The sequence below is a fragment of the Pseudomonas sp. P108 genome (assembly GCF_032613195.1).
GTDB lineage: Bacteria > Pseudomonadota > Gammaproteobacteria > Pseudomonadales > Pseudomonadaceae > Aquipseudomonas.
Genome location: NZ_CP126691.1, coordinates 6165824 through 6186148, shown reverse-complemented (window position 1 = coordinate 6186148; position 20325 = coordinate 6165824). Strand labels below are relative to the sequence as shown.

The 20325-nt window shown below is 59.4% G+C and carries 18 protein-coding genes and 1 riboswitch; of the genes, 8 read left to right on the top strand and 10 right to left on the bottom strand.

The features are described from left to right. Positions 1 to 189: 189 nt before the first annotated feature. Positions 190 to 1959 carry a flavin monoamine oxidase family protein gene (locus QOM10_RS27395; RefSeq protein ID WP_316917249.1) on the top strand — a complete coding sequence of 590 codons (1770 nt, stop codon included), beginning with the start codon at positions 190 to 192 and terminating at the stop codon, positions 1957 to 1959. Between the two features lie 371 nt (positions 1960 to 2330). Here the strand turns inward: QOM10_RS27395 and QOM10_RS27390 are convergent, their stop codons facing one another. Further along, positions 2331 to 2861 carry a hypothetical protein gene (locus tag QOM10_RS27390; RefSeq protein ID WP_224794648.1) on the bottom strand — a complete coding sequence of 177 codons (531 nt, stop codon included), beginning with the start codon at positions 2859 to 2861 and terminating at the stop codon, positions 2331 to 2333. A 290-nt stretch (positions 2862 to 3151) separates the two neighbouring features. On the opposite strand from QOM10_RS27390, the gene QOM10_RS27385 reads away from it, so the two are divergent. Together QOM10_RS27385 and QOM10_RS27380 are read left to right on the top strand one after the other, a co-directional pair. Continuing rightward, on the top strand, positions 3152 to 3703 hold the full coding sequence (locus QOM10_RS27385; protein WP_150775747.1) for a cytochrome b: 552 nt from the start codon (positions 3152 to 3154) through the stop codon (positions 3701 to 3703). Positions 3704 to 3734: 31 nt separating this feature from the next. Beyond that, positions 3735 to 4310: a YceI family protein gene (locus QOM10_RS27380; protein ID WP_007913714.1), complete on the top strand. Its 576-nt coding sequence runs from the start codon at positions 3735 to 3737 to the stop codon at positions 4308 to 4310. A gap of 260 nt (positions 4311 to 4570) precedes the next feature. On the opposite strand, the gene QOM10_RS27375 is transcribed toward QOM10_RS27380, so the two are convergent. The 4 genes from QOM10_RS27375 to ahcY form a co-directional block, all read right to left on the bottom strand. Next, entirely contained in the window at positions 4571 to 6457 is a 1887-nt protein-coding gene (locus tag QOM10_RS27375) for a DEAD/DEAH box helicase (RefSeq protein ID WP_127930088.1), read from the bottom strand. A 222-nt stretch (positions 6458 to 6679) separates the two neighbouring features. Then, positions 6680 to 7492: a substrate-binding periplasmic protein gene (locus QOM10_RS27370; protein ID WP_316917248.1), complete on the bottom strand. Its 813-nt coding sequence runs from the start codon at positions 7490 to 7492 to the stop codon at positions 6680 to 6682. Between the two features lie 193 nt (positions 7493 to 7685). Beyond that, positions 7686 to 8531 (bottom strand): methylenetetrahydrofolate reductase [NAD(P)H], encoded by an 846-nt coding sequence (gene metF, locus QOM10_RS27365; protein WP_007913720.1) that lies wholly within the window; start codon positions 8529 to 8531, stop codon positions 7686 to 7688. A gap of 156 nt (positions 8532 to 8687) precedes the next feature. Further along, the gene (gene ahcY / locus QOM10_RS27360; protein WP_007913721.1) at positions 8688 to 10097 is read right to left on the bottom strand and encodes an adenosylhomocysteinase; all 1410 of its coding nucleotides are present in this window, start codon (positions 10095 to 10097) and stop codon (positions 8688 to 8690) included. A gap of 23 nt (positions 10098 to 10120) precedes the next feature. Further along, positions 10121 to 10219: riboswitch (S-adenosyl-L-homocysteine riboswitch) on the bottom strand. A 198-nt stretch (positions 10220 to 10417) separates the two neighbouring features. Between ahcY and QOM10_RS27355 the strand changes: the two genes are divergently transcribed. Together QOM10_RS27355 and QOM10_RS27350 are read left to right on the top strand one after the other, a co-directional pair. Next, positions 10418 to 10825: an acyl-CoA thioesterase gene (locus tag QOM10_RS27355; RefSeq protein ID WP_016984776.1), complete on the top strand. Its 408-nt coding sequence runs from the start codon at positions 10418 to 10420 to the stop codon at positions 10823 to 10825. Between the two features lie 174 nt (positions 10826 to 10999). After that, the gene (locus QOM10_RS27350) at positions 11000 to 11887 is read left to right on the top strand and encodes a formate/nitrite transporter family protein (protein WP_127930086.1); all 888 of its coding nucleotides are present in this window, start codon (positions 11000 to 11002) and stop codon (positions 11885 to 11887) included. Here the strand turns inward: QOM10_RS27350 and QOM10_RS27345 are convergent, their stop codons facing one another. Then, complete coding sequence (locus tag QOM10_RS27345) at positions 11888 to 13153, bottom strand: cation:proton antiporter (protein WP_034153629.1); 1266 nt, start codon at positions 13151 to 13153, stop codon at positions 11888 to 11890. A gap of 287 nt (positions 13154 to 13440) precedes the next feature. Continuing rightward, positions 13441 to 14610 carry an MFS transporter gene (locus QOM10_RS27340; protein WP_316917247.1) on the bottom strand — a complete coding sequence of 390 codons (1170 nt, stop codon included), beginning with the start codon at positions 14608 to 14610 and terminating at the stop codon, positions 13441 to 13443. A 212-nt stretch (positions 14611 to 14822) separates the two neighbouring features. On the opposite strand from QOM10_RS27340, the gene QOM10_RS27335 reads away from it, so the two are divergent. Then, entirely contained in the window at positions 14823 to 15656 is an 834-nt protein-coding gene (locus QOM10_RS27335; protein ID WP_127930083.1) for an EamA family transporter, read from the top strand. A 39-nt stretch (positions 15657 to 15695) separates the two neighbouring features. Continuing rightward, a complete protein-coding gene (locus tag QOM10_RS27330; protein WP_077574861.1) occupies positions 15696 to 16079 on the top strand; it encodes an MAPEG family protein in 384 nt (127 codons plus the stop codon). A gap of 121 nt (positions 16080 to 16200) precedes the next feature. Here the strand turns inward: QOM10_RS27330 and QOM10_RS27325 are convergent, their stop codons facing one another. Further along, on the bottom strand, positions 16201 to 17379 hold the full coding sequence (locus tag QOM10_RS27325; RefSeq protein ID WP_127930082.1) for a murein transglycosylase A: 1179 nt from the start codon (positions 17377 to 17379) through the stop codon (positions 16201 to 16203). Positions 17380 to 17507: 128 nt separating this feature from the next. Here QOM10_RS27325 and QOM10_RS27320 point away from each other — a divergent pair, with 128 nt between their 5' ends. Beyond that, a complete protein-coding gene (locus QOM10_RS27320) occupies positions 17508 to 17957 on the top strand; it encodes a c-type cytochrome (protein ID WP_127930081.1) in 450 nt (149 codons plus the stop codon). A 78-nt stretch (positions 17958 to 18035) separates the two neighbouring features. Here QOM10_RS27320 and QOM10_RS27315 read toward each other — a convergent pair whose 3' ends face one another. Together QOM10_RS27315 and ligB are read right to left on the bottom strand one after the other, a co-directional pair. Continuing rightward, complete coding sequence (locus QOM10_RS27315; RefSeq protein WP_127930080.1) at positions 18036 to 18431, bottom strand: DUF1090 domain-containing protein; 396 nt, start codon at positions 18429 to 18431, stop codon at positions 18036 to 18038. A gap of 97 nt (positions 18432 to 18528) precedes the next feature. Continuing rightward, positions 18529 to 20205, bottom strand: coding sequence for an NAD-dependent DNA ligase LigB (gene ligB, locus QOM10_RS27310; RefSeq protein WP_316917246.1), 1677 nt, complete (start codon positions 20203 to 20205; stop codon positions 18529 to 18531). Positions 20206 to 20325 lie beyond the last annotated feature (120 nt).

Genomic DNA, 20325 nt, shown 5'->3' with positions numbered 1-20325 from the left:
GGGCAAACAATCGCGCAAGCCTATGCAATGCATCGCGCGGGGACAACCCATTGTGTCGATTGAGCTACTTTGTATGAGCCGATAGACGTCGCTGGCGGCGTTTTGATGGCTAACGTATTCTTCGCGGTTCTTTGGGTCGTCTGACCCGCACAACTGCTTTTTCCTACGTGTATTTCCGGAGTTCGCTGAATGTCTGTCGGTTGGCTGCGCGCCTGTGCGCTGGTGATGTTGGGGCTGTTCAGCGTTACAGCGCTGGCCAAGGATAAAACCGCAATCGTGATCGGCGGCGGCCTCTCGGGCCTGACTGCCGCTTATGAACTGCAAAACAAAGGCTGGCAGGTCACCCTGCTGGAAGCCAAGCCGAGCCTGGGCGGGCGCTCGGGCATGGCCACCAGCGAGTGGATCGGCAACGACAAGACCCAGCCGGTGCTGAACAAGTACGTGTCGACCTTCAAGCTCGGCACCACGCCGGCCCCTGAATTCGTGCGTACCCCGGGCTACCTGATCGACGGCGAGTATTTCTCTGCCGCCGATCTGGCGACCAAGCAACCGGCTACCGCCGATGCCTTGAAGCGCTATCAGAAAACCCTCGACGATCTGGCGCGTTCGATTGACGATCCACAGAACCCGGCAGCGACCAGCACCCTGCACGCGCTGGACCAGATCACCGTATCGAGCTGGCTCGATAAGCAAAACCTGCCGGCCACCGCGCGTCAGCTGATCAACCAGGATATCCGCACCCACTACGACGAACCTTCGCGTCTGTCGCTGCTGTATTTCGCCCAGCAGAACCGTGTCTATCGCGGCATCTCCGACCGTGACCTGCGCGCTTCGCGTCTGGTCGGCGGCAGCCAGGTGCTGGCGCAGGCGTTCGTCAAACAGATCAAAACGATCAAGACCAATTCGCCGGTGTCGGCGATCACTCAGGACAAGGACGGCGTGACCGTCAAGGTCGGCAGTGTTGGCTACCAGGCTGACTACGTTGTGCTGGCCGTGCCGCTGCGTGCACTGAACAAGATTGCCCTGACGCCGGCGCTGGATGCTCAGCACATGGCCGCGATCAAGGGCACCAACTACGGCTGGCGCGACCAGATCATGTTGAAGTTCAAGACGCCGGTGTGGGAAAGCAAGGCGCGCATGTCCGGCGAGATCTACAGCAACACCGGCCTCGGCATGCTCTGGATCGAACCTGCGCTGAAGGGCGGCGCCAACGTGGTGATCAACCTGTCCGGCGACAACGCTCGTGTGATGCAGGCGTTTGGCGACAAGCAGATGGTCGATCAGGTGCTGATTCGTCTGCACGCGTTTTATCCACAGGCCCGTGGCTCGTTCACCGGTTATGAAATCCGTCGCTACAGCACCGACCCGTCGATGGGCGGCGCCTACCTGGCTTACGGCCCAGGGCAGATCAGCAAGTTCTGGCGTCTGTGGGAACGTCCGCTGCAACGCGTGACGTTCGCTGGCGAACATACCGACACCTTGTACCCGGGCACCCTGGAAGGCGCATTGCGCACCGGTCAGCGTGCGGCCAGTCAGGTTGAAGATCTGGCGGCAGGCAAATCGTTCGAGCCAGCCAAAGTGGTTCCGGCCGCTGCAGCGGCAGGCGCGGCGGGTGCCGTGGCGGCGAAGAAGGGCAACTTCTTCAGTAACCTGTTTGGCGGTTCGGATGACGAGAAGAAGCCTGAGCCTGTGAAGGCGCCAGAGCCGGCTCCTGCACCGGTCGCTCCAGCGCCTGCGCCGACCCCGGCACCCGCGCCAGCGCCGGTGGAAGCACCGAAACCAGCGACCCCGGTGAAAGCTGAACCGGCGAAGAAAGCAGCGGCCAAGCCAGCGGCGAAGAAGCCTGCAGCTAAAACCGAGGCGAAGAAGGCCCCGGCCAAACCGGCAGCGAAAAAGGCCGAACCGGCGAAGAAGCCAGCGGCCAAGCCGGCAGCCACTACTGAGACCAAGGCGCAGTAAGCCTTTGCTTCAATAAAAAACGCGGCCATGAGGGCCGCGTTTTTTTTGCCAGAAGCGCGCACGTCAATCCTTCCCGGTGCAGTCTCAAGGCTTACCTTTGCGCAGGACACTTCCCACAAAACAATCAGAACGAAACGATAGCGGGTGCCTGATCTCCAACTTTATGCTTGAAAAAATTGGAGGCGCTTGATGAAAAGGCTAATGGCAATAGTTCTGTTGATGACACTTTCCGGTTGTGCCAATGGACGTTTCTTTCCTGGAGGTTATGGTGCTGAACTTGCCCATCAATGCAAGATAGATCCGTACAGTGCGGATTGCTTGCAGCCACCGGCGGTTTTCACCAACTAATCAATCAAAATAACTCAGGCGTATTAAAAGTCCCATTTGAAGAACTCCGTGCCGTTCGGCAACTTTCTGAGCCATCGCTGCTTGGGTTTTCGAATTCGTCCGGGTACAAATCCGGAGCGGGCCCAGCGCAGATTCCCGTTGCGCTGATCGTAGATGACCAGGTTTCCGTCGTCCTGCATCGTCATGTAGGTGTTGTGCCAGAGCGATTTGTCGAGGCTGTGCGTGCTTTCAGCAATCCACAGGCGCCGTCGGGAAGGGTCGTAGAGAAAGCCGTTGTTGCTGATGACAAACTGCAGTGGCTCACGCATCTTTTTTGGATGCAAAGTTAAACTGTAAGGCTGATTGCTATCGGCAATCCACACTACCGTTTCACCGTCTTTGATCACAAGATTTCCATCGCCCTGTAATATAAGGCGGAATCGACCGTTCTCGGATTGCAGATATTGGTCTGGGGTCAAGGTTTGGTTCGGCGGTAACTCGGAAGTACCACTTGCTTGAAAGGGGCTGTAACGAAGCGCCATGTTGTTGACCTTTTCAAAGAATGATTGAGTCATCATTTGATCAGGTGCAGAGGTACAACCAGCGATACATAGTTATCGATTGGGAATTTCTCTGGCGACGACCTTCCCGTGATCGCCACCCGCTCCAGGGAGTGTCGGATCAGCCCGCGAGAATCGAGCAGCATGGCCCGAGCGCTGTGCGGAAAAACCGCCTTTAATCTTTCCTTAACACGCCACTTCCAGACTCTTGATCGTATTTCTCGATATTTCAAAGCAAAATTTTCCGCTTTAATTCGATAGATAACTCGCTAGTCTTGGTTCGCAGTTCTCACAGGATTTGGGCAATGCAGCTACGTAACTCTTCTTCGCGCTATGGTTGGGTCAGCATCTTCATGCACTGGGGTGTGGCGCTGGTGGTCTTCGGGCTGTTCGCGCTGGGCTTGTGGATGGTCGGGCTGGATTACTACAGCAGCTGGCGCAAAGACGCGCCGGATCTGCACAAGAGCATCGGTCTGGTGCTGTTGGGTCTGATGGTGTTGCGGGTGCTGTGGCGCTTTATCAGCCCACCGCCACCGACGCTGCAAAGCTACAGCCGCATGACCCGTATCGGCGCCAAATTCGGCCACGGGTTTCTGTATCTCGCGCTGTTCGCTGTGATGATTGCCGGTTACCTGATTTCCACCGCAGACGGTGTCGGGATCCCGGTGTTTGGCCTTTTTGAAGTTCCTGCACTGCTCTCCGGGCTACCGGATCAGGCAGATACCGCTGGGGTGATTCATCTCTGGCTGGCGTGGGCGCTGGTAATTTTTTCCGGTCTCCATGCGTTGGCAGCATTGAAGCACCACTTTATCGATCGTGATGCGACCCTGACGCGAATGCTCGGTCGCAAAGCCTGAAATTCAACCTCGACTCAAAGGAAAAGAAAGCATGTTGAAAAAGACTCTGGCCGCTCTGGCAATCGGTTCTGCACTGCTCTCGGCCCAGGCCATGGCAGCGGACTACAAAATCGACAAGGAAGGTCAGCACGCCTTCGTTGACTGGAAAATCAGCCACCTGGGTTACAGCTTCATCCACGGTACCTTCAAGGATTTCGACGGTACTTTCTCGTGGGATTCGGCCAAGCCTGAAGCCAGCAAGATCTCGGTTGATGTGAAAACCGCCAGCCTGTGGTCGAACCACGCTGAACGTGACAAGCACATCGCCAGCAAAGACTTCCTCGACGTGGGCAAGTTTGCTGATGCCAAGTTCGTCTCCACCGCCGTTAAATCGACCGGTGAAAAGACTGCTGACGTGACTGGCGACCTGACCCTGCACGGCGTGACCAAACCTGTAACCTTCAAAGCCACATTCAACGGCGAAGGCAAGGATCCATGGGGCGGCGAGCGTGCTGGCTTCAACGCCAAGACCACCCTCAACCTGAACGATTTCGGGATCAAGGGCCCAGGTCCTACCTCGCAGACTGCGGATCTGGACATCTCGCTGGAAGGCGTGAAAGTTAAGTAACTTTCGCTCGCCACACAAAAACGCCCCCGGTCGAAAGGCCGGGGGCGTTTTTTATTGTCTACGACACACACACACTTCCCTGTGGGAGCGAGCCTGCTCGCGAAGGTGACGGGTCAGTCAGCATTGATGTTGGCTGAATGACCGCTTTCGCGAGCAGGCTCGCTCCCACAGGGGATATGCGGTGATTCAGGGGTGTTTGTGGCGCCTAAAAAAATGCCCCGGCTCTTGCGAGGCGGGGCATTTTTCATGGCAGCGTCAACTCAGCGATTGCGGGTCAGCAGCGCTGGTTTCTCGCCACGCGGGCGGCTTGGCAGTTGATCGAGCTGCTCAGGCGTCGGGAAGCGGTCGGCTTTCGATTCCTTGTGCATGATCTTCGGCCCGGTGCTGCGCGGGTTTTGTACGGCCGGTTCGCTGCGTGGCTGATCGTCACGGGCTGGACGACGGTTGCGCGACGACGAAGCGGACTCGTCGCGACGACCCGACTGACCATCACGCGGTGCGCCGTTGCGCGGGCCGCCACTGCGTTTGGCGGGCGGGGTGCCGGTGCTCGAGCCGTTGCTGTTGCGCGGACCGTTCTGACGACCCTGCGACTGACCGCCGCGTGGTGCGCCCGAACCTGCGCCAGCACCTTGAGCCGGTGCGCCTGGACGACGGCCGCGACCGCCTGCCGGGGCAGGCTTGGGCACGTAGTCAACGCGGTTACCGAAGTTATCCACATCGTCGTCGAGGAACTCGTCCGGTGCACGATCAGCCGCCGCACGTGGCGGTTGGCTCGGGCGCTGTTCGCGGGCTGGAGTGCCTTCGCGCGGTTTCTGCTGACGGGCAGGGCGCTCGCCACGTTCACCGGCCGGTTTTTCCTTGCCCTTGTCTTTGCCTTTGTCTTTACGACCGCCGCCACCGCCGCCGCCATTCGGCCCGTCACCGCGTGGGCCACGTGGATTGCGCGGGTTACGCACGTCCGGACGCTCACGCACTTCCGGCTTCTCGGCTTCAATGGTGCTCGAATCGAAGCCCATCAGGTCGCCGTCGGCGATTTTCTGCTTGGTCATGCGTTCGATGCTTTTCAGCAGTTTTTCTTCGTCCGGCGCGACCAGCGAGATCGCCTCGCCCGAACGACCGGCACGGCCGGTACGGCCGATACGGTGCACGTAATCTTCATCGACGTTCGGCAGTTCGAAGTTGACCACGTGTGGCAACTGATCGATGTCCAGACCGCGTGCGGCGATGTCGGTGGCAACCAGGATACGCACCTGGTTGGCCTTGAAGTCGGCCAGCGCTTTGGTGCGCGCGTTCTGGCTCTTGTTGCCGTGGATCGCCACAGCCGGCAGGCCGTGCTTGTCCAGGTACTCGGCCAGACGGTTGGCGCCGTGCTTGGTGCGAGTGAACACCAATACCTGTTCCCACGCGCCGGCGGTGATCAGGTGGGCCAGCAGCGCACGTTTGTGGCTGGCAGGCAGACGGAATACGCGTTGCTCGATGCGCTCGACCGTGGTGTTCGGCGGCGTCACTTCGATGCGTTCCGGGTTGTGCAGCAGCTTGCCGGCGAGGTCGGTGATGTCTTTGGAGAAGGTCGCCGAGAACAGCAGGTTCTGACGCTTGGACGGCAGGCGCGCGAGGACTTTCTTCACGTCGTGCACAAAACCCATGTCGAGCATGCGGTCGGCTTCGTCGAGGACGAGAATTTCCACGTGGGACAGGTCAACGCTGCCTTGGCCGCACAGATCGAGCAAACGACCCGGGCAGGCGACGAGCACGTCGACGCCACGGGACATGGCCTGAACCTGCGGGTTCATGCCGACGCCGCCGAAGATGCAGGCGCTGACGAATTTCAGGTCACGGGCGTAGATCTTGAAGCTCTCGTGAACCTGGGCCGCGAGTTCGCGGGTCGGGGTCAGGACCAGTACGCGCGGTTGACGCGGGCCATGACGCTGGGATTTGTCCGGGTGACCGTTGGGGAACAACCGCTCCAGGATCGGAAGGGCGAAACCGCCGGTTTTACCGGTACCTGTCTGTGCCGCAACCATCAGGTCGCGACCTTGCAACACGGCGGGAATGGCCCGCTGTTGCACCGGAGTAGGCTCGGTATAGCCCGCATCTTCGATGGCGCGGACTAAAGCCTCGGAGAGACCGAGGGAAGCAAAGGACATGAGTAATCCTGTTTTAGTTAGGGCTTGGCCCAATGGGAGTCTTGCCTGGCGCGAATGGCGTTTAAGAGGACGCAATCCCGTCCGGTCCTGCTGCGGTTCCGAAGGCACGTCTGGAGCGCTCGCGCGGGCTGCAAAGCTGCGCTGTAGCGGGTCGAGAGGCCTGTTACGGTTCCGGGCGTCCGGGCGTGAGCCTGGCGGGAACGCCGGAGTATAACAGAGCAATCACTGCGCGCTGCTTTCCTGCTGCTCAACGGTTTTGCGGTTGGCCGTGGCTGAGTTCAGTGAAGGGCTGCCGGCGGGTGCGGCGCCGTAGCGTGCGCTGAGCTCGGCGTAAGCCGGTTCGCGCTTGAAACGTTTGAGTTCGGCACCGAAACGTTGCACCAATAAATCCATGCCGGCATTGCGCCGAACCGCGAGAAACTGGCTTTGGCGGCTAATGACGGTGGGGTTTTCAGTGATCTGATCGCGGATATTCAGCTCATCGAGCAAATGCTGGCCAACGCGGCGATCGGTGATCAGCAAGTCGATTCGACCGCGCACCAATTTACCGAAGTTGGCTTCGTGGGTCGGTGCCGGCTCACGGCTAAACAACGTTGATTCGCTGAAATCGGGGCTGTACAGATAGCCCGGCGAAGTGCCGATGGTCAGGCCTTTGAGTTCTTCGAGTTTGCTGAACGGATGCGGCCGGTCGTTGGCGTAGAACATCACGAACTCGACATCCGACAAGGGTTCGCTCGGGTAGAGCAGGGTGGCGTCGCGCTCGTCGCTGTGAAAAATGTCCAGTGCACCGTCGGCCTGACCGGTTTCAAGCATCGACAGGCAGCGCTTCCATGGCAGGAATTGCCATTCGACTTCAATGCCCAGACGTTTGAAGACGATGGCCGTGGTTTCGTAGTCGAGCCCGAGGTTCTTGCCGCCTTCTTCATACACGTACGGCGCCCATGGCTCGGTGACAATACGCAGCTTCTCGCCTCGAGCGGCGAAGCTCAGGCAAGCAAAAACCAGCACGGCGAATAACTGCGTGATCAAAGGCATGGCTTGAGATTACGACGAGAAACGCGAAAGAGCCAGAAAGTGCCGGCACAAGCTCTGTTTCGGGCATTTAAAAGCAAAAGATCGCAGCCTTCGGCAGCTCCTACACGGGATACGAAATCTCAATGTAGGAGCTGCCGAAGGCTGCGATCTTTTGATCTTGCTTGTCGCTTTCAGCTTGAAGCTTGAAGCTGCTTCAACGCGGCAACTTCAGGTTATTCCAGATCGCCAGACTAGGCTCAGCCTGGTTCATGGAATAGAAGTGCAGCCCCGGCGCGCCGCCCTGCAACAAGCGTTCGCACATCTCGCTGACGACTTGCTCACCAAAGCGCTGAATGCTTTGTGTGTCATCGCCGTAGGCTTCCAGTTGCTTGCGGATCCAGCGCGGGATTTCCGCACCGCAGGCGTCGGAGAAGCGCGCGAGTTTGCTGTAGTTGGTGATCGGCATGATCCCCGGCACGATCGGCAGATCAACACCCTGCGCCTGCAAACGGTCGACAAAGTAGAAGTAGCTGTCGGCGTTGAAGAAGTACTGGGTGATCGCGCTGTCGGCACCGGCGCGAGCCTTGCGCACGAAGTTGGCCAGATCGTCTTCGTAGTTGCGTGCTTGCGGATGCATCTCCGGGTAAGCGGCAACTTCGATGTGGAAATGGTCACCGGTTTCTTCACGAATGAATTCAACCAGCTCATTGGCGTGACGCAGCTCACCGCTGGTCATGCCCATGCCGGACGGCAGGTCACCACGCAGGGCAACGATGCGCTTGATGCCGGCAGCCTTGTACTCGTTCAGCAGGCCGCGCAGGTCGTCCTTGCTGTCGCCGACGCACGACAGGTGCGGTGCGGCCGGAATTTTGACTTCGCTTTCCAGTTGCAGAACGGTGTTGAGGGTGCGATCACGGGTCGAACCACCAGCGCCATAGGTGCAGGAAAAGAAGTCGGGGTTGTAGGTGGCCAGCTGACGGGCAGTGGCGAGCAGTTTTTCATGCCCAGCATCGGTCTTGGTCGGGAAGAACTCGAAGCTGTAGCGACGGTCTTGGGACATGGTCATACCCTTGGAAACAAGAACCTTCGAGGCGCTGCAATCCCATGTGGGAGCGAGCCTGCTCGCGAAAGCGCCGGGTCAGACAACACGGATGTTGAATGTTGAGACGCCTTCGCGAGCAGGCTCGCTCCCACAGGGAGAGCGAGCAAGCGCCTGTTAGTAGCGGTAAGCGTGCGGCTTGAACGGGCCTTCGACGGTCACGCCGATGTAGTCAGCCTGTTGCTTGGTCAGTTGAGTGACCACGCCGCCGAAGCCGCGAACCATTTCCAGAGCCACTTCTTCGTCGAGTTTCTTCGGCAGTACTTCAACGGTCAGACGCTCGGCTTTCTGGGCTGGCGACAGGTCGGCGTACTTCTGGCCGAACAGGAAGATCTGTGCCAGCACCTGGTTGGCGAACGAACCGTCCATGATGCGGCTTGGGTGGCCAGTGGCGTTACCCAGGTTTACCAGACGGCCTTCGGCCAGCAGGATCAGGTAGTCGTCGTTCTGCGCGTCGAAAGCGCCCGGGCCGGTACGGTGGATCTTGTGTACCTGTGGCTTCACTTCTTCCCATGCCCAGTTCTTGCGCATGAAAGCGGTGTCGATTTCGTTGTCGAAGTGACCGATGTTGCAGACCACGGCGCGCTTCTTCAGGGCTTTGAGCATGTTCGCGTCGCAAACATTGACGTTACCGGTGGTGGTCACGATCAGGTCGATCTTGCCCAGCAGCGCTTTGTCGATGCTTGCTTCGGTGCCGTTGTTGATACCGTCGATGAACGGCGAAACCAGTTCGAAACCGTCCATGCACGCTTGCATGGCGCAGATCGGGTCAACTTCGGAGACTTTAACGATCATGCCTTCCTGACGCAGGGACTGGGCCGAACCCTTGCCCACGTCACCGTAACCGATGACCAGCGCTTGCTTGCCGGACAGCAGGTGGTCGGTACCGCGCTTGATCGCGTCGTTCAGGCTGTGACGGCAGCCGTACTTGTTGTCGTTCTTGGACTTGGTCACCGAGTCGTTGACGTTGATGGCCGGGATTTTCAGCTCGCCCTTGGCCAGCATGTCCAGCAGACGGTGTACACCGGTGGTGGTTTCTTCAGTCACGCCGTGAACGCGATCCAGTACTTGTGGGTACTTGTCGTGCAGCAGCTGAGTCAGGTCGCCGCCGTCGTCGAGGATCATGTTGGCGTCCCATGGCTGGCCATCCTTCAGGATGGTCTGCTCCAGGCACCACTCGTACTCTTCTTCAGTTTCGCCTTTCCAGGCGAAAACCGGGATACCGGCAGCAGCGATAGCGGCAGCAGCCTGATCCTGAGTCGAGAAAATGTTGCACGACGACCAGCGTACTTCGGCACCCAGGGCAACCAGGGTTTCGATCAGCACGGCAGTCTGAATGGTCATGTGGATGCAGCCGAGGATCTTGGCGCCTTTCAACGGCTGTTCGCCGGAGTACTTGCGACGCAGACCCATCAGAGCCGGCATTTCCGATTCGGCGATGATGGTTTCGCGACGGCCCCAGGCAGCCAGGGACATGTCGGCAACTTTGTAATCGTTAAAATCTGCAGGCGTGATAACAGCGCTCATGAAGAGCCTCCATTCGTAATGTATGCGAATGGGCGCCGTTGTGCGTTTAGTGTCTGGCCTGAGCCAGTCAACGCCCCATCCGAGCCTGACAGGTTGAACCTGCTGCAGCGCCCCTCGGACAGGTGGCGGGAAAACGGTAGCAAGTGAACGTTACCGTTTTGAAACGGTGGCGATTATAGCCGTCTAGACTGATCTTCCAAAGGGTTTCTGTCGGCCAGATGAAGATCGTTAATGACGACCATAGTCGAAGCCGCATGGAGCCTGACCGCTCAGTCTGCCAAGATACCGTCCATCGTTCGGCAAGACACTCAGGAGTGAAGATGAATTTCCACACCCGCAAATGGGTAAAACCCGAAGACCTCAACCCCAACGGCACCCTGTTCGGCGGCAGTCTGTTGCGCTGGATTGACGAAGAAGCGGCGATCTACGCGATCGTCCAGTTGGGCAATCAGCGCGTGGTGACCAAGTACATTTCCGAGATCAACTTCGTCAGCGCCTCGCGCCAGGGCGACATCATCGAACTGGGCATCACCGCCACCGAGTTCGGTCGCACCTCGATCACCCTGACCTGCGAAGTGCGCAACAAGATCACTCGCAAGAGCATTCTCACCGTCGAGAAGATGGTTTTCGTCAATCTGGGCGAAGACGGCTTGCCGGCACCGCACGGGCGCACTGAAATCAAATATGTGAAAGATCAGTTCCAGGAAGATGAGTTAGTCACCAAATAACATCGGCGGCGCTTTCTTCGCGAGCAAGCTCGCTCCCACAAGGATCACGCTGTACCTGTGGGAGCGAGCCTGCTCGCGAAAGCGGTTGTTCAGTCAGCGAAGAATTATCTGCCCACTGAACAGCCATGAACCGCCGGGGTCGTAGGTAAACACCACCCCCACGGTTCCCACGCCATGACCACTCCCACCGACGGCAAGACCCCCGATCTCTCGGCCAAAGAACAGCATGAAGTCGAGAAAAACCAGCCGCCCCGCGCGGCCGTCCTGCATGAAATCATCCGCTCTCAAGGCGATCAGGAACTGGAGCGCAGCATCGCCGCACTCTGGTGGTCGGCGCTGGCGGCCGGGTTGACCATGGGCCTGTCGCTGATGGGCATGGGCCTGCTCAATTCGCGCCTGCCCGACGGTGATGAATTCAAAGTGATCGCCAGCTTCGGCTACTGCGCAGGTTTTCTCGCGGTGATCCTCGCCCGTCAGCAACTGTTCACCGAAAACACCCTGACCGCCGTGCTGCCGGTCATGACCAAGCCGACCCTTCAGAACTTCGGCCGGCTGATCCGTCTGTGGACGGTGGTGCTCGTCGGCAACCTCTGCGGCACGATTCTGGTGGCGTACGTGATGCTCGAACTGCCGATCTTCGACAGCAAGACCGACGTTGCCTTCCTCGAAATCGGCCGCAAAGTCATGGAAAACCATGCCAGCCAGATGTTCGCCAAAGGCATCGTGTCTGGCTGGATGATCGCCACCATGGTCTGGATGATTCCGTCCATGGAGAGCGCGAAGATGTGGATCATCATCCTCATCACCTACCTGATGGCGCTCGGCGACTTCACTCACATCGTGGTGGGTTCGGCCGAGGTGTCATATCTGGTGTTTGCCGGCGAGCTGCCGTGGAGTGATTTCTGGATGGTCTTCGCCGGGCCGACGCTGGCGGGGAACATCATTGGCGGCAGCTTTATCTTTGCGCTGATCAGCCATGCGCAGATTCGCAGCGAGAGCGGTGCACCGAAGGAATCTGCGGATCAGGCCGAGAAACCTGATCCGCAGGCGATCAAAAAATGATCAGTGGTGAGCAGGTTCGCTGGTGGTCGCGGGCTCGTTGCGAGTCGCGTGCTTGACCAGTTTGCCGATGGTCAGACCCTGCAACAGGATCGACGACAGCACCACGATGTAAGTGATGCTCAGCAGCAGATCGCGCTCCGGGCCCAGCGGCAGGGCCAGGGCCAGTGCCACTGAAACACCGCCGCGCAAACCGCCCCAAGTCAAAATCCGGATGGTGCCGGCCGGCACTGTCCGCCAGCGGCGCAGCAGCAGAATCGCCGGGGCCACAGTGAGCAGGCGCGACAGCAGAATGGCCACCGCCAATACACTCGCCGCCGCCACGTGCAGCCAGTTGAACGGCAGCAGCAACAGCTCCATGCCGATCAGCGCAAACAGCAGCGCGTTAAGCATGTCATCGAGCAATTCCCAGAAACCGTCCAGATAACGGCGGGTCATGTCGTTCATTGCCAGATTGCGCCCGAGGTTGCCGATGATCAGACCGGCCACCACCATCGCGATCGGCGCGGAAACGTGAATCTCCGTGGCCATCGCCGAACCGCCAATGACCAGCGCCAAGGTCAGCATCACGGTGATCTGATGCTGTTCGACGCTCTTGATCATTCGATAGACCAGATAACCGATCAGCCCGCCGAACAACACACCGCCGATGGCTTCATGAACGAACAACATGGCGGTGGCGCTGACGGTCGGGGTTTCGCCGAGTTGGGCGATGCCCAGCAATACGGTGAACACCACAACAGCTGTGCCGTCGTTGAACAGTGATTCGCCGACGATGGTGGTTTTCAGCGGCTTCGAGGCGTTGGCGGTACGCAGCACACCGAGCACGGCAATCGGGTCGGTCGGCGAAATCAGCGCGCCGAACAGCAGGCAATACAAGAAACTCACGTGCCAGCCGAACAGGGCAAAAATGTAATAGGCGAGGCTGCCGATTACCGTGGTGGCAATCAACACGCCGAAGGTTGCCAACAGGCCGATGGGCCAGCGGTAGCTGCGCAGATCATTCAGGTTGACGTGCAAGGCGCCGGCGAACAGCAGGAATGAGAGCATCCAGTTCATCAGCAGATCGCCAAAGTCGATCTGGCCGATCAGTTGCTGCACGCGTTCTTCGAGACCGGGGTAGCCGAGTACGCTCAGGCCTTGCAGGATCAGGGAGAACAGCAGCGCAGTCACCATCACGCCGATGGTCGGCGGCAGGCCAATGAAGCGGAAGTTGACGAAGGTGAGGAGGGTGGTGAGGCAGATGAAAGCGGCGACAAGTTCAAGCATCCGGGGTCCTTTGGATGAGGGGTGAATGGAGCGCGTCCGATACTTGGGCGCAGGGGTTTGATGGGCCGAGAACGACTGAGGGCACAAGCTTCCCTCACCCCAGCCCTCTCCCGGAGGGAGAGGGAGCCGACCTTATTGTCTTGTGGCATGCATCGACCTGAATAACCGAGTCGATTATGGATTCGGCAATGCGCGTTCAGGTCGGCGTACTTCTGAAGCATCCCCCGTTCAGTCCCCTCTCCCTCTGGGAGAGGGCTAGGGTGAGGGCTCTGTCTGGCACGACACGATTAGCCAGACACATTGACCCCAGCCGTTTCGCGACGTTGCAGATAGATGAAAAACAGCGCCGTCAGCACCGTCAGCACGCCGACCAGTGCCCCGGTCCACGGCAAATCCGCCAGATCTGCACCACTGGCAACCACCAGCCCGCCGATCCACGCACCCGCCGCGTTACCGAGGTTGAAAGCGCTCTGGTTCAATGTCGAGCCGAGGTTCGGCGCTTCATGGGCCTGATCGATGATCAGCAATTGCAGAATCGGGCACAGCGCAAAAGCAAAAATCCCCCACAGCACCAGCGTGATCGCCGCCGGCACCACCGAACGGCTGGTCTGGCTGAACGCCGCCAGAATCACCACTACCGCCAGGGCCACTCCGACCAGTGACGGCAACAAACGGCTATCAGCCAGACGCCCGCCGAGCATGCTGCCACCGGTCAGGCCGACGCCGAACAACAGCAGCATCACAGTCACACCGTGCGGACTGACGCCGGTGATGTCCTGCAGGATCGGCGCAATGTAGGTGAACACGCTGAACAGGCTGGTCGATGCCAGCACACTCATGCCTAGCGCCAGCAGCACGTTGACCTTGCCCAATACCTTGAATTCGCTGGCGAGGTTGGCCTTGTCCATCGGGATGTGTTTCGGCAGCCAAAACCACTGCGCGAGGGCTGCGATCACACCGATCACCGAAACCGCCCAGAAGGTCGAACGCCAGCCGGCGTATTGCCCGAGCGCCGTGCCCAGCGGCACGCCGAGAACGTTGGCCAAGGTCAGGCCGGTGAACATCATCGCAATCGCCTGTGCGCGTTTGTTCGGCGCGACCAGCCCGGCGGCGACCACCGAGCCAATGCCGAAAAACGCGCCGTGGCACAGTGCGGTGACCACGCGAGCGGCCATCAGCGTCGCGTAGTTCGGCGCCAGGGCGCAGAGCACGTTGCCGAGGATGAACATCAGCGTCATGCCGAGCAGCGTCGCTTTGCGCGGCATGTTCGCGGTGCCGATCGCCAGGATTGGCGCGCCGAACACCACGCCCAACGCATAACCAGTGATCAACAGGCCCGCGTGAGGAATGCTCACGGCAAGGTCGCGGGCGACATCGGGCAACAAGCCCATGATGACGAATTCGGTTGTGCCGATGCCGAATGCGGCAACAGCGAGGGCAAGCAAGGCGAGTGGCATGCGCAAGGTCTCTGTCGGTAGTCTTGACGCTTTGATCAGGCATACGCAGGCCGACGACCGATCTCGAAGGAGCGCGGTGCAGGCAGGAATTATTGGTATTTTTCTGTGCGCAACTGAGTGCGGCGTGGTCGCTTGCAGTATAAACAGCTGCTGACACATCGCGAATCAATAATCTGACTAATTGGCTCGCTAACAACAATAAGGAGTGGAACGTGCTGGCGACGGGATTGGTATTGATGGCGGCGCTGCTGCATGCGACGTGGAATACATTGATCAAGTTCAGCGCCGAGCGGCTGCTGGTGGTGGCGTGCATGGACACCGTGGCGCTGCTGGTCGTCGCCATCGCGTTGCCATTCGTGAGCTTGCCGCCGATGGATATCTGGCCGTGGATTCTGGCGTCGGCAGCGTTTGAATTGCTGTATCGCTACCTGCTGATTCAGGCGTATCGGGTCGGCGATCTCGGGTTGGTCTATCCACTGATGCGCGGTTTGTCGCCGCTGGTAGTGCTGGCGCTGACGCTGATCTTCGCCGGCGAAGTGCTCACCACCCAGCAGATCTTCGGCATCATGCTGATTCCGTTGGGCATGGTTTGCCTGCTGTGGCAGGGCGGTGGTGGCAAGCACTTGCCGTGGTCGATGCTGCCGGTGGTGGCGCTGATCGGCCTGTGCATCGGCTGCTACACCTACATTGATGGCCAGGCGTTGCGGCGCTGGTCGCATCCGCTCGATTACCTGGTCTGGGTCACGCTGCTCAGCGCGTGGCCGTTTCCGCTGTTGGCATGGGGCGCCAAGCGTCCGGCGTTCATGTTGTTCTGGCGTGAGCAATGGAAGCTGGGGTTGGCGGTGGGCTTCTGCGTATTGGCCAGCTACGCTCTGGTGCTGTGGGCGATGCAATTGGGCTCGATTGCGGAGGCGGCGGCATTGCGCGAAATCAGCGTGATTCTGGTGGTGTTGTTCGGCATGCGCTACTTGAAAGAACCTTTCGGCCGTCCGCGGCTCTTAGCCTGTGGGCTGGTGCTGATCGGCATGCTGGTGATGAAGTTCTGACCGCTCGCGAATTCTATAACTCGAAAAAAGGACGGCGTTATGACGGTGGCTCTGTGGTGTGTGTTGATTGCGATTTTTCTGCCATATGTCTGCACTGGCGTGGCGAAAGCCGTGGGCGGCTACCGGTTGAGTGACAACCACGATCCGCGCGACTTTCTTGAAAGTCTCAACGGTGTGGCCCGTCGGGCGCACGCGGCGCAGCTGAACAGCTTTGAGGTGATGCCGGCGTTTGCAGCGGCGGTGATCGTCGCGCACCTGGTGGGAACCGCGCAGTTGGTGACGGTCAATGTGCTGGCGGTGATGTTTATTACCAGTCGCCTGCTTTACATCATTTGCTACCTGGCGGACTGGGCGATCTTGCGGTCGCTGGTGTGGTTTGTGGGGATGGGGCTGATTGCTTCGTTCTTCTTCGTGTCGGTCTGATGCTCGGGTGTTGCTGATGGCCTCTTCGCGAGCAGGCTCGCTCCCACATGGATATGCATTCCAACTGTGGGAGCGAGCCTGCTCGCGAAAGCCATTGTTCAGACGACAAAGATCCTAAGGGTTACTTCTTCTCTGTATCAGCCACCCGCGGCACTTGTGGCAGCGCCGCACCTTTTGGCCAGAGCATCCAGATCTGCCCCTGCTGTTTCATGTCCCCGGCCAGTTGCCCGGCTGCATCACCGGTGCCCCAGAACAGATCCGCACGCACCTCGCCGGCAATCGCGCCGCCGGTATCCTGCGCCGCCACCGGGCGGACCAGTGCCGTACCATCCGGGCGCGTGGTCGACAGCCACAACAGGCTGCCCAGCGGAATTACCTTGCGATCCACTGCCGCACTGTAGCCCGCAGTCAACGGCACGTTCAGTGATCCGCGCGGGCCTTCGTTACTGTCCGGATTGCGAGTGAAGAACACGTAACTCGGGTTGCTGCCCAACAGTTCGGGGATGCGCGACGGATTGGCCTTGGCCCAATTGCTGATCGCGCTCATTGTCACGTCTTCTTTCTTCAACTCGCCTTGCTCGACCAGCCAGCGGCCGATCGGCCGATATGGATGGCCGTTCTGATCGGCGTAGGCAATGCGCAGCTGTTTGCCGTCTGCGGTCTGAATCCGCCCCGAACCCTGGATCTGCAGGAATTGCAGATTCATCGGGTCGGTCAGGTAGGCAACCACCGGGGCTTTCACACCTTTGGATTCGATGGTCGCAGCATCGTCGTAAGGTTTGAGTACTCGACCTTCAAGGCGACCACGCAGGCGTTTGCCTTTGAGTTCGGGATAAATGCTGTCGAGCGAGACAATGATCATGTCCTCCGGCACGCCATACACCGGCACGTTGGCCGCCTCGGTGGGCGTCAGGCTGCCGGGGTAGACCGGCTCGTAGTAGCCGGTGATCAAGCCGTTGGGGTTGTCGTTTTCAGCGCGCAGGCCGTAGACATCGAGGTTCTGTTTGAGAAACGCACGAATTTCTGTGGCGCTCTGTGGAACATTGGCCGCTGCTGCGCAGGTTGTGCCCCAGACCGCATCTGCCTTGAGTCGGGTGCAGGCGCTGCGCCACGAACCGAAACCGGCGACCAGATCGCTATCGGATACCGCCGGCAATGCCTCCCAAGTGGCGCTGGAATAAGTGGCCAGCGCGTGGGTTTTCGGCTTGGCGTTCTCGCCACCGGTGCAGCCGGCGAGTATCGCCAGCAGCGGCAGGGTTGCAATCAGCGGGTGACGCCAGGCCTTGAAACGGCTGTTCATGGAGTGATTCCTGTGTCGGTTGCCCGCGTGCTCCATGCGCTCGAACAACCCGTATTTTTAATAGGGCTATTGGTGTTTGGCGGTGACGCGAGGATACTGGCCGCCGAATTCCGTGACCTGAAGCCACCATGACTGTTAAAAGAATTGCTGTTGTATTGCTGGCCTGTCTGACCTTGTCCGCCTGTGGCGGTGTCGATCCGAATTCTCCTCTGGGCCAGCGCAAGGCCATTTTCAAACAGATGCTCAAGACCGGTGAAGATCTGGGTGGCATGTTGCGTGGGCGCATTCCGTTCGACGGGCCGAAATTCGCCGAGGGCGCGGTCAAGCTCGATACGTTGTCCCATGAACCGTGGAAGCATTTTCCGCAAGTTCGCGAGGACGATCACACCAGCGCCAAGGACGATGTCTGGCAGAAACAGGCGCAGTTTCAGGAAATGGCTCGCACGCTCGAAGCCGCCACCGGCGAGCTGGTGATTGCCAGTCAGGTTCAGCCGTACAAGGCCAGCAACCTCGCGCCGGCGGTGCAGAAAGTTGAGGATGCCTGCAGCGCTTGCCATAAACAGTTTCGCGATCATTGATATTTAAAAGATCGCAGCCTGCGTCAGCTCCTGTATTGATCAGGGCAGGAGCTGCCGCAGGCTGCGATCTTTTGATTTTTACTTGTCGATTTCTTCCAGCGCGTCCTGCAGTTCTTTGCGCGATTCGGCGAGTTTTTCTTTGCGCTTGTTGATCCTCTCCGGATCGCCTTTCTTCATGGCTTTATCGAGATCGGCCTGACGCTGACTGACTTCGTGTTTGGCCTCAAGCACTTTGTTTTCGCGTTCTTTCTTCAGACCGGCGTCGGTGCAGTGTTCGGTCACTTCGCTCAGGGCTTTTTCCAGACCCGCCTGCTGATCGGCATTGCCGCGCGATTTCGCCTGTTCGATCTGGTTCATGATGCCCTGCTTTTTCGCAGCGCAGCCGGTCAGGCCGGGGGCATCTTCATCGGCCATTACGGGGGCGGCCATCACGCCGCAAAGGGTCAGCATGGCGAGCGGTGCAAGAAATTTCATAAAAGCTCCATGTGCAAAGGCAATCGGGTCGGTCAGGCACTGCGCTGTTGGAGCGCTTGGGCTACCGATGGGTTCCCGGCGCACCGGGATTGCGTAGTCAGAAACCGTCGATTCCGGCGGCACGTAAGGTTTCGCTCAAGGCCAGTACCTGCGGGTCGCGAAAGAATGCGCTCAATTGCGCTGCGCGTCCCGGGCCGATACCGGCTTCGGCCTGCCATTGTTCGGTGTCGCGTTGTGCCAGCGCCTGCCACGAGTCAGGCAGGTGTGCCTGACCGCTTGGCGGTAAGCCCAAGGCTTTGAGCCACTGGGCGAAGGGCCGTTGGCGGGCGCTGTGAAAACTGTGCATCAGGCGTTCGCTGCTGCGCTCGCCGAAGCCGGCAATGTTAGCAAGCTCTGACGCGTCGAGGGTCAACCAATCCAGCAGGTTGTTCACACGGCGTGTTTCGAGAAGTTTCTCCCAGGTACCACGACCGACATGCTGCATCGCCAGCCCTTGCTTACCGCTGAGCCAGCTCAAGCGGGCGAGAAACTGGCTTTCACAACCGGGGGTCGGTTGCCAGCAACTCAAGGCGTGGAAATCCTCTGCGTCGGGGATATCGATATCTGTGCGTTCGCTGGTGCGCAGTACAACACTGTCGAGCCGAGGAATGGTCAGACCGGCGAGGCTGATTGCCACTTGATCTCCCGGGCGAATGTCCAGCTCTTGCCAGCGTTTCAGCGAACTGGCGCTGACCCGTTTGATCTCCCGGTCATCGAGCATGATCGGGGTCAACTCGATCACCGGTGTGATGCGGCCAGTGCGGCCAATCTTGAAGTCGATCTTGCGAACTTCGGCCAACGCTTGCGCAAACGGGTATTTCCAGGCGATCGCCCAGTACGGTGCGCGAGCTTGCCAGCGTTCGGCGGGCGGGCGCTGACTCTGGCGCAACACCACGCCGTCGGTGGCAAAGGGTAAAGGCGAGCGATACCAATGGTCGCGCCATTTTTGTGCCTCTGCGAAATCGCTGGCGGGCTGGCTGTACGGTTCAGTCTTGGCAAAGCCCAGCGCTGCCAATCGTGAAATCCGTTCGGGCAAATCCAAAGGCCCTTGCGGCCAGTCCCAAACGAACAGTCCGATCCCGGCAGCCTGTTCTGCCGTGAAGGATTTGCGGTTCATCAGTCCGGCAACGGCGGCACGGGCGTTGACGCTGCCGGATCGGGCTTGCACGTGTTCATTCAAGCGCCAATAGAGCTCCCCTTGAACCAGCAGATCCAGCGGCTGCGTCAGGCGTTGAGGTATGGCGTTGATTCTTTGCGCTGAAGTCGTCCAGTCCTGTCCGCTGATCCCGTCACCGCGACTGATGGCTTGTTGCAACATCCCTTGGCGATAAACCAGCGTCACTGCCACGCCATCGACTTTGGGTTGAACCCAGACGTCCTGACGATCTCGTAGCCATGCTTGCACGGCCTCGGCTTTATGGATTTTATCCAGACCGGTATGGGCGATGGGGTGGGTGACTGTGCCTGAAGCCGTGCGCAAAGGTTCGACGGGCGAGGGTAGCCTGAAGCATTCACGCCATGCGCTCAGGCGTTGGAGTGACTGGTCGTAGAGTTCGTCGGCGATCAGTGAGCGGCCTTTGCGGTGATAGGCGTCGTCCCATTGGTTGATCTGTTTTTGCAGGGCGGCGATTTCGCTTTTTGCTTGAGTGGCCGGCCATTTCGGGCAATCGGCGTGGGTGTTGAGGGCCGTACAGGCGGTGAAGAAAACCAACAACAGGCGCAGCGTGACAAGCATTGTGAGCGTCCTTGCTCAGGGGGAATGCTTGAAGGTTAGAAGACGATTGGGGGCTTGGCAGGTGGGGTGTTTTGCGGGGTGTGTCTGGTCGGGAAGTGATGTTGGTCCGGCTGGCCTCTT